The sequence below is a fragment of the Sandaracinaceae bacterium genome (assembly GCA_020633055.1).
In the GTDB taxonomy this organism is placed as follows: Bacteria; Myxococcota_A; Polyangia; order Polyangiales; family Houyiibacteriaceae; genus JADJJE01.
The window spans coordinates 256,209-270,146 of record JACKEJ010000011.1 but is presented as its reverse complement, the minus strand read 5'-3'; the positions used below and the strand labels follow the sequence as shown (position 1 = coordinate 270,146).

Genomic DNA, 13,938 nt, shown 5'->3' with positions numbered 1-13,938 from the left:
TGGAGGATCCCACCGTCCGACCGATACAGATTTGGTATGCACGTAGCGCTATCAAGTCAAGACAATTTCTCATCTGGCAAGAGATGGTGTTTTCGCCGTCACCGTTTCGGGGTCCGACCGTATCGGCATGAATTGTGTGAGAGAAGTACGTATTGACCGTAGAGGGTCGTAATAGATTTGAAATGAACTGTGATATGTTGATTGAACACGTCGACCAATCAGCGCGCGAGAACGACGTAGAGCCGCGCAACGGGGCTCGTCGTAGAGCTTCCGCGTTGGCACTTGTCTGCCGTCGCAGGCGGAACTTTGCTGCGTTGGTGCTCGACGACCCGAGCTCGAGGCGAACCTCGGCGTACGCCGGATGACGTGGTGGGACGCGCCGTCCATGCATCGAGTCGACGCACTGGCACGAGAGGGGTGTCGAGAGTGATGCGCGCTTCCGCTCGTTGGACCGAGAGGTGCCATTTTCGCGGGAACTCGAGAGAGCGACGTGCGCCATCCTTGGCCCCCGCCCCCCGTGCTGTCGGCTTGGGCGTCCGCGAATAGGGGGTGGTCTGGCCCTGTGTTCCAAGCCTCGCGTGCTCGCGGCGGTGTCTGTGCTCCGCCTTGCGGTGCCCCACCCTGGAGCTCCGGTTCACCGTCTGTTGGGGCGTTCGAGGAGTGGTTGTCGCGGCGTTCTGTGTCGCGCTTCAATCTGGGTAGTGGCCATCATCCATATCGGATAAGCCGGGCTGAAGGCGCCTCCACAGCGAAGGTGGGTTGGCGGGTTCGCTTGGTCGCTCGCAAGCCCTCGCACAACCTCTTTATCAGATGGTCGGTGCGGTTCCGCATACGTCACAAGTGGTGTAGTCTGTTGTGGTCTGTGGTCGCATCGAAACGGCACGCAGGGACATCAAATGGTAGTGGGATACCATCGCTGAGTGAATGTTTTGTCTAACCATCCCTGGTGTGGCGGATGTCACCTCCTGGGAGCACCGCTCGCGTGTCACGGCGTGGGTGGGCGACGGATCTGCGCCGAGCCGGCCAGCGTCAACCGAACAGTCGATGGGTCGCGGAGTGGCATATCGCCGCGACCGCTGGATGTTCGGACTTGCGGCTCGCCGAGACGACGTAGAAGCGCTCGCGGATGGCGTCCACCCGCCCGATGGCGCGCACCCTGAACTCTCGGACGACCTCGGCTTCGATCGCAGCAGGTGCTGCGAACACACCGACTCCGGCGCGCCCGAACGTCTTCAGCAGCGCGCTGTCGGTGAACTCTCCCCGTACATCGGGTCGCACGCCGGTCGTCGCGAACCACGTCTCGAGCGCGCTGCGGGTCGCGGTCCCCTCGGCGGGGAGGAGGAACGGCGCGCCCATGAGGCTCTTCGGGAAGCCGCGACGCAGCGCGTTCGCGAGGTCAGCCGAACCGAAGATGGTCACGCCACATTCGCCGAGGAGACGGTTGTGCAGCCGCTCTGCGCCGGGCGCGACGAACGGCGCGTCTGTGATGACGGCGTCCACGCGGTGCGTCAGCAGCTTCACCAACAAGCCGTCGGGTGAGTCGCTCTGGCAGCTGACGACGAACGGCTTGGGCGCACGCAGTGCCGGCTCGAGCAGTCGAAAGGCGATGAGCCGCGGGACGACGTCTGCGATTCCGACGACGAGGCGCGCTGCCTTGCCCGCGCCTACGCCTTCGAGCGCCGCTTGAAACTCTTGGCCGAGCGTGAAGATGTCGTTCGCGTAGCGCTGGGCGAGCCGCCCCGCGTCCGTGAGCACGAGGCCTCGACCCTCCCGACGCAGCAGAGGTTCACCCAAGAATTCTTCGAGCGAGTGGAGCTGCTTGCTCACGGTTGGCTCGGTCAGCTGGAGGACGCGCGCGGCTTTCGCGACGGACCCTTCGCGGGCGACCGTCCAGAAGTAGTACAGGTGATGGTAGTTGAGCCGCGTCACGGATGACATGGTCACACCAAGACAATCTCTTGGCTATGCATCAAAATATTGGCGTAGTCGTGGCGCGTATTTCTTGGCACAAGAGATGTGGTGCTGGCGCGCTGAGGGATCCCCGCATAGCGCACACATGATCGCATATCGTCGCGGACCGGGAATTTTGGGCCGAGTGGCTTGTTTCAAGGGGCATGACGACCACCAAGCCTGCCTCCCCGACCAAACTCGCCCACCTTCGAGAGCCTGAGACGCGTGACTGTTCGGCTACTGCCGGGCAGCGGAAAGAGGGACGATCCGAGACCACAGGCGGAGTGTCTTTGGCTAGAGTGCGCTCGATGGTCGACCAGGTGATGGACAATGAGCTGCACGCCAAGCTCGCGGGCTCGCTCGCGGACGGGGTGCTGGGCGTCATGCAGGCGGGTTCGCTGGGCGTGACGATCATCGGTGCGGCGCTCGCGACGTCGCAGGGGCTGGATCCCAAGCACGCGACCAAGCAGGTGGACCGCCTGCTGTCGAATCCCAAGCTTCAGCTTGAGCAGCTCGACGTTCCGTGGACGCGCTTCGTGCTCGGCGAACGCAAAGACGTCATCGTCGCGCTCGACTGGACCGAGTACGCACGCGACGCTCACAGCGTTATCGCCGCCAACGTCATCACCTCGCACGGCCGCGCGACGCCGCTCTGCTGGAAAACCGTTCCGAGCGCGGAGCTCAGCGAGGGTGGCCGCATCGACGCCGAGGATACGTTGCTGCTTCGCTTGCGGTCTGCGATCCCAAACGATGTCCGTGTCACCATCGTCGCAGACCGCGGCTTCGGGGGCACCGCCCTCTACGAATTCCTGAGCGACCAGACCTGGCACTACGTCATCCGCTTTCGCAAGGACATCAAGGTGCGCGTGGCCAACAAGCCGCTTTTGGCTGCATCCAAGCTTGTGTCGCCGGAAGGTCGAGCCCGGCTCTGGAAGAACGTGGCCGTGACCACCCACGAGCAGCCGGTTGCGGGCATCGTCACGGTGAAGGCCAAGGACATGAAGGACCCGTGGTGCCTGGCCACGAACCGCACTGACCTGACGGCCTCCCAAGTCGTCGCCATGTACGGGCGCCGATTCACGATTGAAGAGACGTTCCGTGACGCGAAGAACCCGCGCTACGGACTCGGGCTGTCGGAGGTGCGCGTCAAGCGTCCTGACCGCCGAGACCGCTTGATTATGCTGGCCTCGCTCGCCCAAGCGCTCCTCACCGTGCTGGGCGCCGCCAGCGAAGCCACGGGTCTCGACAAGGTGCTCAAGGCGAACACCGTGACCAAGCGTACGCACTCTCTGTTTCGGCAAGGTTGCATCTGGTTCGCTCTCCTTCCGAATGCTCCAGCCCATCGCCGCCACCTCATCCTCAACAAGTTCGATGAGCTCCTACGCGAACAGAAGTTCTTCGCGGACCTCTTCGGAGTCCTCTGACATGTCGTTAGCTGTGGACGAAATGAGGGGATCGTTCAGGCTGGCGCGTATTTCTTGGCACAAGAGATGTGGTGCTGGCGCGGATGAACGTGTCGTCCAACTTGTGCGCTGGACGGAAAGGAAACCATGGGACGGGTGGTCAAGATCAGCGTGGTGGATGCTGCCGGAGCTGGGGCGTCTGGACAGAGCGTGATGGCGGGTGATTTCGAGCTCACGACATCGGCCTCCGGAGTCGTCCAGGCATTGTTGGATGACGGGGACACGACCATCAAGGTCAACGGAGTGACGGCGTATCACGGCCCGGTGGACGCGCTGCGTCCGATGGAGGTGTTCAAGTCGACTGGCGAGCGCGTCGACTGACGCGTGGGCCTGGGGCGCGAGGTGGTGAGGAGCTCGTCCGGCGTGCGTTCATCGGGGAGTTCCGGGGGGCGATGTCGCGGGACTGGCTGGCCTAGCCGCTGCACCCGGCACCCTGGGGAGGCCCTTCGAGGGCTTCGTGAGCACACGCGTCTTGCGGGAGGGAGATCGCTGTTGTAGATTTTTCTTCTGAACGGAGTATCCAGGAAGCCCAGAGCACGGTAAACTGGTGGTATCGCGCGCTGCGGATTCCTCGCGCCCCGCGTGTGTCAGCCGGAAAGAGGAGGAAGAGTCGTGCGGAAGGGTTTGGCGAAGGACGGTGGGGGCCGACCGCGTCAGCGGAGCATTCGTCAGAGTGGCACGCAGGTCGCCGCTTGGCCGCGCGTCGGTGCCTGGTCGGTGACGGGCTCTGGAGGGGCGACCATCTCCCTCGAGTTGATCAAGATGCTGGGGGCGACCATGTCGGATGTGACCGCAGGGCTCCCCGCGCTCTTGTCCAATGTGGCCGATGAAGACCGCCAGAACCTCAGCGAGTACATTCGCTCGCTTGGCGACGCAGGTCCTGAAGCGCCATTCGACTTTCGTGTGCTACGGCCGAGCGGTTCCGTCGCATGGCTCCGTCAGCATGCACCCCTGGAAGGTCACCCCTCTGCGGGTGACAAGACAGCCGTTGTCACGGACGTCACCGACGAGGTTACGGCGGCTCGCAGGTTGGTGTTCAGTGAAGCATCATTGGCGAGCGTTCAGGACGCACATCTCGGTACGTGGCGAGTGGACATGGCCACTCGCACACTGGGTGTATCGACAGAGTTGCGGGGATGGTTCGGTTCGGACATTCGAGATGTTCCCGGTTTCATTCGTTATGCGAGGGGAGCGGTACACCCGAGCGACCTTGACGAGGTGCTACGGTGCGTTCAGGCCGTGCTCGACGGTGGAGCCGCCCCGCCGACGCTCTTCCGCGTGCGTACGACCGAAGGTGGTTGGCGCTACGTACGTCAGGTGGGCTCACGCGTCATCACCTCGGACACGGGCGACGTGGAGTGTGTCGTGGGTGCCATGCAGGACGTGACTTGGACCGAGCAGCGCATGGAGCGCTCCGAGCGCTTGCTCCAGCGCGCCGTGGACGGTGGCGGGCTCGGCCTGTGGGAGTGGAACCCTCAAACGGGGCACGCTGCGTACAACACGGCGTGGGCGGACATGCTCGGGTATTCACTCAGCGAGCTCCCTGCAGACATGTCTCTCTGGCGAGCGTCCATCCACCCGGCCGACCGCCGGCGCGTGCTGCAGGTCTTCGACGACCATCTGCGGTCTGGCGAGGCGCGCGTTCGTGTCACGTACCGGCTCAAGCGCCGGGACGACACCTATCGCCACGTGCTGTCGACCGTGCTGGTGACGGAGCGCGATGCGCGCGGCGCCGTCAGCCGGCTCACCGGCGCGCACATGGACGTGACGGAGTTGATGGAGGCCAACGAGGCGCGCGAGCGGCTCGAGTCGCAGCTCGCGCGCACACAGCGGATGGAGAGCCTCGGGCAACTGGCAGGAGGCATCGCGCACGACTTCAACAACTTGCTGCAAGTCATCTCGGCGTACAGCGAGCTCGCGGAGACCGGCGGGCCCGAGGAGCGTGACCGAGGCCTGCAGGACATTCGCAAAGCTGCGATGGGCGCTTCGGCGCTCACGCGGCAGCTGCTCGCCTTCAGCCGCAGCGAGCCACGTACGTCGGTCCTGGTCGACCTCTCTGCCCGCGTACGAGACATCGCTCCGATGCTGCGGCGCGTGCTGGACAATCACTACCGGTTCACCGTGACGACGCCTCGAGTCGAACGCGTCTCGGTCGATCCGAACCTCTTCGACCAGGCCGTCCTCAACCTGGTGATCAACGCGCGCGATGCGATGCCCCGCGGCGGTGAGATCCGCCTCGAGAGCGCCCTCGTGGACCTCGCTTCGGGTGACCCACGACGCCCCCCGGGACACGCCGCTGGGACTCATGTCGTCGTCAGTGTGGTCGACCAGGGCGTCGGCATCGCGCCGCCGGACCTCGAGCACGTCTTCGCGCCGTTCTTCACGACCAAGGCGGCCGGCAAAGGCACCGGCTTGGGCCTCGCCATGGTGTACGGGTTCGCGACACAGCACGGTGGGTTCGTGCGAGCCACGTCCGAGCTCGGCCATGGCGCGACGTTCGAGGTCTGGATCCCAGTGAGGGTCGACGCCGAAGGGACGAGCGAGGCGGGGGCGGACGTCGCCGTGCCCCTCGGGAAGGGGGAGACCGTTCTGGTCGCCGACGACGACAAGGCGGTACGCCACGTCATGCAGCGCACGCTCGAGCGCGGCGGCTACAAGGTGCTCTGTGCTGCAGACGGCTTGGAGGCAGTCGCGCTGTGGCAGGAGCACCACGCCGACGTCGGCGTGGTCATCCTCGACCTCGTCATGCCGCATGCCGGAGCCCATGAGGTCCTCGCGGAGATGCTGAAGGTCCGTGCGCCCGCGCGCGTGATGGTCGTGAGCGGGTACTTGGGCAGCGCGCTCAACGACGAACTCGAGATGCCCGTCCCCACGGTGACGATGTCGAAGCCGTGGCAGCGCGACCATCTGCTCGGGACCGTGCGTCGGTTGTTGGACAGCGACGACTGAGCGGGGCCCGAGCGCCTTGACGCTGCTCCTGGCACCTGAGATCCTCGTCCGCTCGTCACGTTGGTGCCCATGAACGAACGCCGCCATCACCCCCTCAACGCCGTCAGCGCAGACGGCTGGTTCGACAAGCTCGGCGAGAACTCACCCTCGTTCCGACAGCTGTGCGATGCCATCGGGAAGCAGTTTCTGGCGTACTCGGTCATCGCGGGGGTGCGCATCACGGCGGTCAGCATCGACCAACGCTCTGCCGACGCGTCGCTCGTGGACTTCATGTTGGACGATCAGCAGGAGCACCGCCTCGCGCTGGGTGAGTTCCGCCGCCGCGTCGCCGCGACGATGCTGGCCGAGGAGCCCGTCCCGGACTCGCTGCCCGAGAGCCCGACCGCGGAGGATCTGCAGGGCTTTCTGGGCGGCCGGTTCCTGCTCCTTGCGCCTCTGTTCGGGCTGGGCCTGCGCGAGCTCCGTGTGGGTGGGGGTAAGCCACCCGCGCTGCTGATCGACCTGGGTGGTGCACGCGACGAGGTGCCGCTGCACGAGCTGCACGACCTGGTCCGCGATCGTGTCCGTGCGTCGGCGCAGGCGGCGCGACCGCAGTCGCCGTTCGCCATCGACCTCAATGTGATTCCGCGCGCGGAGCGAGCCAACGCCGACCAGGACTGGGAGAAGACCATCGAGCTGCTGGGCCCGTGGCCAAGTCCGCTCTCGCTCCTGCTGCGCACCGCCGAAGGTCAGTCGCTCGCTCCAGAGGTGCGCGCCACGCTGGCGCGCAGCATGGCGCTGTTGGGCACGGCCTACGCGGAGACCGACCGCCACGAGTGGGCAGAGGACGTGATGCGCCTGGGCATCCAGTGGGGTCAGGACGGGCCCGCCGCGGGTGATCTGTTCCGACGTCTCGGGCAGTCCTACGTCGAGCGCGGGCGCTCGGGGCAGGCGATCGGGTTCCTGCGACGGGCCATCGCGCTGGGCGCTCGCGAGCGTGACACCCTCCCGCTGTTGGCGCGCTGCTTCGTGGAGCGTGGCTGGATGCTCGCGGCGGCGGTGGTCTGCGATCAGGCATCCGCCGTCGGCACACCCGCGGCCGAGCTGGCGACCGCCAGGAAGGCCGCCGAGGATGCGCTCGGGGCCCCGTGGAGAGCGTTCCGCGAGCAGGTCCCCCCACCGCGGCGCATCGACGCGCCAGTGTATCGCGCCGAGTCGTGAGCGACCCCCACGCAGCGCGGCCCGTCCCCCGGTTCGATCTCCGCTTGCAGCGTGGGGTGGCGCGCTTGGTCTCGCGGTCGCCGCTGTCCGTGCGGCTGGGGTCGGTCGACGGTCTCGAGCTGGTGGCCGGCGATCTCGAGGGCACGCTGGATCTGCGGCAAGGGGCGCTGCTCTTTCGCGACCGTCGAACACACGCGTCGCGCGGGACGTTTTCGCTCGACGTGTCGCGGGTGGAGCGGGCGCTCGAGGCGTTGGGGATCTCGCTACGGGTTCATCCAGGCGTGCCCGTGGAGCGAGGTGAGGGCGCGCCGAGCGAGGCGGCAGCTCGGAGCCCGGTGACGCTGCCCGCCCCACCGACTCGGGCAAGCGTGGCCCGAGCGAACGACGCGTCGGGGCTCGTCCACGCGAGCGACGCCACCGCGTTCGGCGTGACGCTGCGCACGCGGGAGGGGCCCATCGACTGCGTTGCGCAGGCGCGACTCGTGTCCGACCGCCTGCACGTGCGCCTGAGCGGCTTCGTCACCCTCCTGCCCTGCGATGAACGCGCCCACGTCGCGCGCGATGCGCTCCGACCCCTCGAGCGCGCGGTGCGCTTCGCCACCGTCGAGCTGCTGCTGCAAGGCGCTGGGCAATGGCTCGAGCTGGTGGTGCATGACGCCGTCGCCGCCCTGTTGACGGAGCCATTCGCGAGCGCCGGGTGGCGCCTGCCGCGCACCCGAGGCCTGCTGGGGACTGCCTGCTTGCGTGCGGCCGACGCGCGCGGCCGGGCGTCCATCGTGCTCGTTGCGGCGTCGGATCCGGCGGACGCGCACGCGCCACGACCCGTGCATGCCGAGTTGGACGGTTCGAGCGTGGACGATTCCGCTGCACGGGTGCGAGACGAGGCGCGCGAGGCGCTCGGCCGGGCGCTCACGGAGACCATGCGTGCCCGTGATCCGGACGCCGGCCTGCACGCATTGCTCGAGCGCTACGTCGCGCACGAACCCTCCACTGTGATGCGCGCACACGCGCTGCTCACCGTGGCAGAGACCACCCTCTCGACGGGTCCGACCTCGTCGTCGAGCGCGGCGGTCCTCGGGCTCGCGCTGCGCGCCCTCGGCAACGATGCGGACTCTCCACACACGGCGCGCCGGGTGCTCGAGCTGGCGCACCGGCTCCCCGCCATCGAGGACGAGCGTCTCCTCGCCGCCGTGTTGGCCGCGCGGCTGCCCGCGGCCCAGCAGGCAGCGCTCGTGTTGGAGGCCTTTCCGCGCGTCCTCGACGCCTCCGCGGTCCGCGCGCGCGCTTGGCTCGCACGGGTGCGCCCGTTCGTCACGGACGCGGCGGGGCTCCGAGCGGCCGAAGCCGCGCTCCAGGCAGCCGAGGCGGCGTCGGCGACACCCTTGGAGCCGCCCGGGCAGACCGAGGAGCGCGCCGCCGAGGCTCTCGCGGAGGCAGGGCGCTTCGCAGACGCGGCGGCCGCCTTCGCCCGCGCCGCCCGCGCGTATCAGCAGGGCCGGCAGGCGCTCGCTGCGGCGCGTTGCTGGGTGGCGTGTGTCTCCTCGGTGCGGCCCGACGCATTGGTGCTCGAGTGGGTGGTTCCGGGCGCCTTCGCGCTGCACTTGTCGGGTCGCACCCAAGACGCCATCGCGCTGCTGGCCACGCTGCTTTCGCGTGAGGCGGGGCCGCACGCACGAGAACCGCTCGACCATGCGCTCGAGTCGGCGGTGCGCTTCCACGAGGCGCTTCCGTCGCCGATGGGGAGCCCCGAGCTCTTCGCCGCGCGACGTCGTGAGCTGTCTGCGCCTTCCTGAGCCGTGAGCGATGTGGTCTCATGCTCCGCATGAGCGACTCCCGCATCACGAGCGTATCGACCGAGGCCCGCGTCTTCCCGCCCCCCACCGCGTTTGCTGCGACGGCCCGCGTGGGCACGCGAGAGGCCTACGACGATCTCTATGCCCGCAGCGTCGCCGACCCCGAGGGGTTCTGGGCAGAGCAGGCGCAAGCTTTCCACTGGTTCTCGCCGCACGAGCGCGTGCTCGAGTGGGTCGCGCCGCACGCCAAGTGGTTCGTGGGAGCCACCACCAACCTGGCGTACAATTGCCTCGACCGGCACCTCTCGGGTCCGCGGGCGGACGCGACCGCCATCGTGTTCGAGGGGGAGCCGGGCGACGTGTGTCGCTACACGTACCGTGAGCTCCACGCCGAGGTCTGTCGGCTCGCGAACGCGCTGACGCAGCTGGGGGTGGCCGCAGGGGACCGTGTGGGCATCTACATGGGGATGGTCCCCGAGGCGGCCATCGCGATGCTCGCCTGTGCGCGCCTCGGCGCTGTCCACACCGTCATCTTCGGCGGCTTCGCGTCCGAGGCCATCCGCGACCGCCTCAACGACGCGGGCGCGAAGGTCGTGCTCACCCAAGACGCCGCATGGCGTCGCGGCGTCGTGGTGCCGCTCAAGGCGCAGGTGGACCGCGCGCTCGCGGACGTGCCCAGCGTTCAGCACGTGGTGGTGCTGAAGCGCATGGCGGAGCCGCTCTCGCTCGGGGAACGCGAGCACGACTGGCGCGCCCTCGTCGACGCGCAGTCCGCCGAGCATGTGGCCCCGCCGCTCGACGCCGAGCACCCGCTGTTCATCTTGTACACGTCCGGCACGACGGGGAAGCCCAAGGGTGTGCTGCACACGACTGGCGGCTACATGGTGGGGACGGCCGTCACCACCAGGCACGTGTTCGAGCTGCGCGACGACGACGTCTACTGGTGTACGGCGGACGTGGGGTGGATCACCGGTCACAGCTACGTGGTGTATGGCCCGCTGTGCAACGGCGGCACCGTGCTCATGTACGAGGGCGCGCCCAACCACCCCGCGGAGGACCGCTTCTGGGACATCATCGCGCGGCACCGCGTGAGCATCCTGTACACCGCACCCACGGCCATCCGCGCGTTCATCAAGTGGGGGGACGAGCACCCGCGGCGGCACGACCTGAGCTCGCTGCGTCTGCTCGGGACCGTGGGCGAGCCCATCAACCCGGAGGCGTGGATGTGGTACCGCGAGGTCATTGGCGGCGAACGTTGCCCCATCGTCGACACGTGGTGGCAGACGGAGACGGGCGGGATCATGATGACCCCGCTCCCGGGGGCCGTCCCTGCCAAGCCTGGTTCGTGCTGTCTACCCTTCTTTGGGGTCTCGCCCAAGGTGTTGCGCGATGATGGGCAGGAGGCCGAGCCGAACGAGGGCGGCCTCCTGGTGATCGATCGTCCTTGGCCGAGCATGCTGCGGACCATCTGGGGCGATGACGAGCGCTTCCGCGCGACCTACTTCTCGCGCTTCCCGGGTCGCTACTTCACTGGCGACGGGGCCCGCCGCGACGAAGACGGGTATTTCTGGGTCATGGGGCGCGTGGACGACGTCGTCAACGTCGCCGGACACCGCCTGGGGACGGCCGAGGTGGAGAGCGTGCTCGTCGCGCACGAGGCGGTTGCGGAGGCGGCGGTGGTCGGTCGTCCCGATGCGCTGAAGGGCCAGGCCTTGGTCGCGTTCGTCACGCTCAAGGCCGAGGTCCCCGCGACGGAGCCGCTGCGCGCGGCGTTGATCGAGAAGGTCAGCGCCGACATCGGCAAGTTCGCGCGACCGGACGCCGTCATCTGGGCGGAGGCTCTTCCCAAGACACGCAGCGGAAAGATCATGCGGCGCCTGCTCGCGCGCCTCGCTGCGGGCGAGACGGAGCTCGGAGACGTGACCACCCTCGAGGACGCGGCGGTCTTGGCGCGCCTGCGTGACAACGAGAGCGACGAATAGAGACGCGCTCGACGCGACTGGGTGCGCCGAGCGCGTCGAGGGGGCGCGCCGTGACGCTCGAAGCGGCCCGCGTGGATGCGCCGTCACATCCCGTCGAAGGCGTCGTCCTCGGGCTCCGTCAGCGCACCAGCGTCCTCCCACGTGTCCCAGTCTTCGTCGCTGGTCGTCACCGTCGAGAACGGTAGGCGCCCAGGCGTGCCCGGGATCACGCGGTGTTCGGGTGGCCCCCCGCTCCGTCGGAACCTGAAGCTCGCGAGCTCTGCCAGCCCGTAGTCGAGCGCCGCCTGATCCATGCGTCGCCGGTCGCGCATGTGGCGCATCAGTCGCGCCATCCTGTCGCGCATGGATGGTCCCAGACGGCCCTGCGTGTACTGGTGGTGCATGCGCTTCGGGGCTGGCAAGACGCACGCTAGAAAGGCGCTCTCCGCTGGGCTCAACTCGTCGGCGTCGCGTCCGAAGTAGTGCCGGGCCGCTTGGCGGATGCCGTAGACGTTCGGTCCGTACTCGATGATGTTCAGATAGAGTTCCAACAGCTTCTTCTTGGACATGGCGGTCTCCAGCCACCATGTGAGGAGCGCCTCTTGCAGCTTGCGCGCGAGAGTCTTCTCGCGGTTCAGGAACAGGTTCTTGGCGAGCTGCATCGTGATGGTGCTGGCGCCCAACACGAAGCGCCCCTCGCGCAGGTTCCGCACCAGCGCACGCTCGACGCTCAGCACCGAGAAGCCGGTGTGGTTGAAGAAGCCTGCGTCCTCGTGCGCGAGCACCGCATGGATGAAGTACGGGCTCATGGCGTGAATGCTCACCCAGTTGGCGGTCCCGGGCCCGGTCGTCATCGAGAACACCTCGCCATTCGGCTCCTGCACCTCATGCCGGAACGGCGCTTGGACACGTCGCAGATCCGCCAGAGCGGGCACCGAGACGAACTGACAGCCGTCCGACACGTCGACGCGCAACGCGGTCGCGTCCAGGTCTCGTGAGTCCACCCGCAATGAAGCGAGTCCGCCGATCTCTCCCGTCCAGCTGAACCCCCGCAGGTCGCCCAGCAGATCCTCCGGCACGGCGCGCATGACCACGTCGCACGGGGTTGCGTTCATGGACACCCTGGCGTCCAGCGCGTAGTGGTCCGTCGTCCGTTCGAGGCTCCCGGAGCCCCGCAGCTCGGCGTCCCCCAGCCGCAACGTGGCGTGGGTCACTTCGAGCTTGCGCTCGAGCGGCATGAAGTACCCGCTCCCTGCGACCGCCACGTTGATGTCGAACACGGGGACGGGCGCGATGCGTGGCGACGACACCGCCGCGTCGCGCAACGTCACGTCGCCGGATACGGCGAGCCGCGCGGGGCTCTCCGCGTGGATGCGGAGGTGTCCGGACAGCCCAGCGCGGTCCGCCTCGTACCACGGGAGGCTGGGCAGCAGGGGCGCGACCAGCGCGAGGCTGATGCCCTCGAAGTCCGCGTGCCCTTCACCGCGGAGCTCCTCCGGTGACACGCGCACGTCCCACTCGAGCGAGCCATCTCCGGAGGGGCGACCGCTGCCTCGCAAACGGAGCCAGCCGTCGTCCTCGGCCTGGACCTCCGCGTCGAGGTTGTCGATGCGTACCGCGGGGCGTCCGAGGCCGTGCGTCTCGAAGTCGACGTCGCGGATGACGAGGCGAACGTCAGGCGCGAGGCGCCGCGACCAACCGCCACCAACCGCGTCGGTGTCTTCGTCCGTGCGCTCGTGAGCTCGCTCCGGCAACAACGCCGAGACCGCCGCGCGTACACGATCGAGGAAGCGGTCGGCGGTCGGCTCCTCTTGGAGGGACGCGTCCTCCCACACCACCTGGCCGCCGCTCACCTCCGCGTCGGCCAGCGTCCAGCCCGCGTGCCCGCGATACAGGCGCGCGCGGGCGCCCAGCAACACAGACTCGCCCGCGATGTCCGGGTCGCCTTCGATGCGGGTGGCACCGAGCTCGAGGCGCGGACCGTCGAGGCGGATGTCCGCCTGGCTGGTTCGCATGAGCAGACCGTGCTGGTCTCGGACGGTGATGTCGGCGTCGCGCGCCTCCAGCACCGGCCCCCCGCGGCGGCGTTCGCCACGCGAATGTTGGGACGGGCCATCGCCGCCGCCGGCATCGCCGTTTCCATTTCCATCACCATCACTGCGCCGGAGCGCGCGCGAGAACACGCTACGCAAGTCGTCGTGGGACGAGTCGATGGCTACCCGGGCGCCGCGCACTTGAAGGTACTCGACGGCGGCCGCGCCGCGCGTCGCCAACGCCAGCAGCTGCCCACGCACGCCCACGGCGTCGAGGTGTACGTCGAGGCCGCCGCTCGCCGTTCGAACCCGCACGTCGCTCAACACCACACCGCGTAGGCGCAACGACGCGCCGCCCACGGTGGCCGCGACGCCGAGGCGCTCCCGCAGCGCGTCTTCCGCCCGCTCCCGAACGACCCCTGGGAGCACGCCGAACCACAAGACCAGCGCGCATGCGGCGGGTGCGCCGATCAGGGCGGCGCGCAGGAGCTGTTGTCTTCGGGTGGCCATGGGCGCTCGCGCCGTCGACGCCGTGGCGCCGAAACTGCCTGGGAGGCTGCGGTGCTTGCGAGTATGGGGGCAGACGCGA

8 protein-coding genes are annotated in these 13,938 nt (G+C 68.1%); 6 read left to right on the top strand and 2 right to left on the bottom strand.

The window, feature by feature from the left end:
- Positions 1–1,029: 1,029 nt before the first annotated feature.
- Positions 1,030–1,929: a LysR family transcriptional regulator gene (locus H6726_25640; protein MCB9661056.1), complete on the bottom strand. Its 900-nt coding sequence runs from the start codon at positions 1,927–1,929 to the stop codon at positions 1,030–1,032.
- Between the two features lie 329 nt (positions 1,930–2,258).
- Here H6726_25640 and H6726_25635 point away from each other — a divergent pair, with 329 nt between their 5' ends.
- From H6726_25635 to acs, 6 genes are all read left to right on the top strand, one after another.
- The gene (locus H6726_25635) at positions 2,259–3,374 is read left to right on the top strand and encodes an IS4 family transposase (protein MCB9661055.1); all 1,116 of its coding nucleotides are present in this window, start codon (positions 2,259–2,261) and stop codon (positions 3,372–3,374) included.
- A 126-nt stretch (positions 3,375–3,500) separates the two neighbouring features.
- A complete protein-coding gene (locus tag H6726_25630) occupies positions 3,501–3,734 on the top strand; it encodes a hypothetical protein (GenBank protein ID MCB9661054.1) in 234 nt (77 codons plus the stop codon).
- A 774-nt stretch (positions 3,735–4,508) separates the two neighbouring features.
- Entirely contained in the window at positions 4,509–6,362 is a 1,854-nt protein-coding gene (locus tag H6726_25625; protein ID MCB9661053.1) for a PAS domain-containing protein, read from the top strand.
- 69 nt (positions 6,363–6,431) lie between these two features.
- The gene (locus H6726_25620) at positions 6,432–7,562 is read left to right on the top strand and encodes a hypothetical protein (protein MCB9661052.1); all 1,131 of its coding nucleotides are present in this window, start codon (positions 6,432–6,434) and stop codon (positions 7,560–7,562) included.
- Positions 7,559–9,355: a hypothetical protein gene (locus H6726_25615; GenBank protein MCB9661051.1), complete on the top strand. Its 1,797-nt coding sequence runs from the start codon at positions 7,559–7,561 to the stop codon at positions 9,353–9,355. Before H6726_25620 ends, H6726_25615 begins: the two co-directional genes overlap by 4 nt.
- Positions 9,356–9,384: 29 nt before the next feature.
- Positions 9,385–11,337, top strand: coding sequence for an acetate--CoA ligase (acs, locus tag H6726_25610; protein ID MCB9661050.1), 1,953 nt, complete (start codon positions 9,385–9,387; stop codon positions 11,335–11,337).
- An 83-nt stretch (positions 11,338–11,420) separates the two neighbouring features.
- Here acs and H6726_25605 read toward each other — a convergent pair whose 3' ends face one another.
- Entirely contained in the window at positions 11,421–13,859 is a 2,439-nt protein-coding gene (locus tag H6726_25605; protein ID MCB9661049.1) for a transglycosylase domain-containing protein, read from the bottom strand.
- Positions 13,860–13,938 lie beyond the last annotated feature (79 nt).

Bases quoted from the DNA above. Each gene is read 5' to 3' on its own strand.
- H6726_25635 (MCB9661055.1), top strand. From the start codon at position 2,259: ATGGTCGACCAGGTGATGGACAATGAGCTGCACGCCAAGCTCGCGGGC.
- H6726_25630 (MCB9661054.1), top strand. From the start codon at position 3,501: ATGGGACGGGTGGTCAAGATCAGCGTGGTGGATGCTGCCGGAGCTGGG.
- H6726_25625 (MCB9661053.1), top strand. From the start codon at position 4,509: ATGGCCACTCGCACACTGGGTGTATCGACAGAGTTGCGGGGATGGTTC.
- H6726_25620 (MCB9661052.1), top strand. From the start codon at position 6,432: ATGAACGAACGCCGCCATCACCCCCTCAACGCCGTCAGCGCAGACGGC.
- acs (MCB9661050.1), top strand. From the start codon at position 9,385: ATGAGCGACTCCCGCATCACGAGCGTATCGACCGAGGCCCGCGTCTTC.
- H6726_25605 (MCB9661049.1), bottom strand. From the start codon at position 13,859: ATGGCCACCCGAAGACAACAGCTCCTGCGCGCCGCCCTGATCGGCGCA.